General features: G+C 41.5%; 1 protein-coding gene. It reads left to right on the top strand.

Going from position 1 to position 277, the window contains the following annotated elements; genetic code table 11:
• Positions 1-101: 101 nt before the first annotated feature.
• On the top strand, positions 102-277 hold a 176-nt coding region (locus ACEN88_RS35385; protein WP_413347074.1), incomplete at its 3' end, for an MC/SLC25 family protein.

Here is a 277-nt window from a genome sequence, read left to right on the forward strand (position 1 = left end):
TACAAGCCCTCCCCTCTGATGAGAGACCAGCCAATGAGGTCGTTCATGTCAAGGGAGGTAGTACACATGCAAGATTACTGAGACGGTTAAAGAGATGGGAGATGTTACAGATGTTATTAAGGATTATCAAGACTGAGGGATTTACAGGTGTTTTCAAGGGTTTCTCAGCAAACATGATAAACACCTTTTCACAGCGTATATCCATTTCATTCTATCTGGTCCATGCCATTCCACCATTGCTGATATTCTTAGAATTCGCATACTTCTTTTTCCACTC

The organism is Massilia sp. CT11-108, from assembly GCF_047302915.1.
In the GTDB taxonomy this organism is placed as follows: Bacteria; Pseudomonadota; Gammaproteobacteria; order Burkholderiales; family Burkholderiaceae_D; genus Telluria; species Telluria orientalis.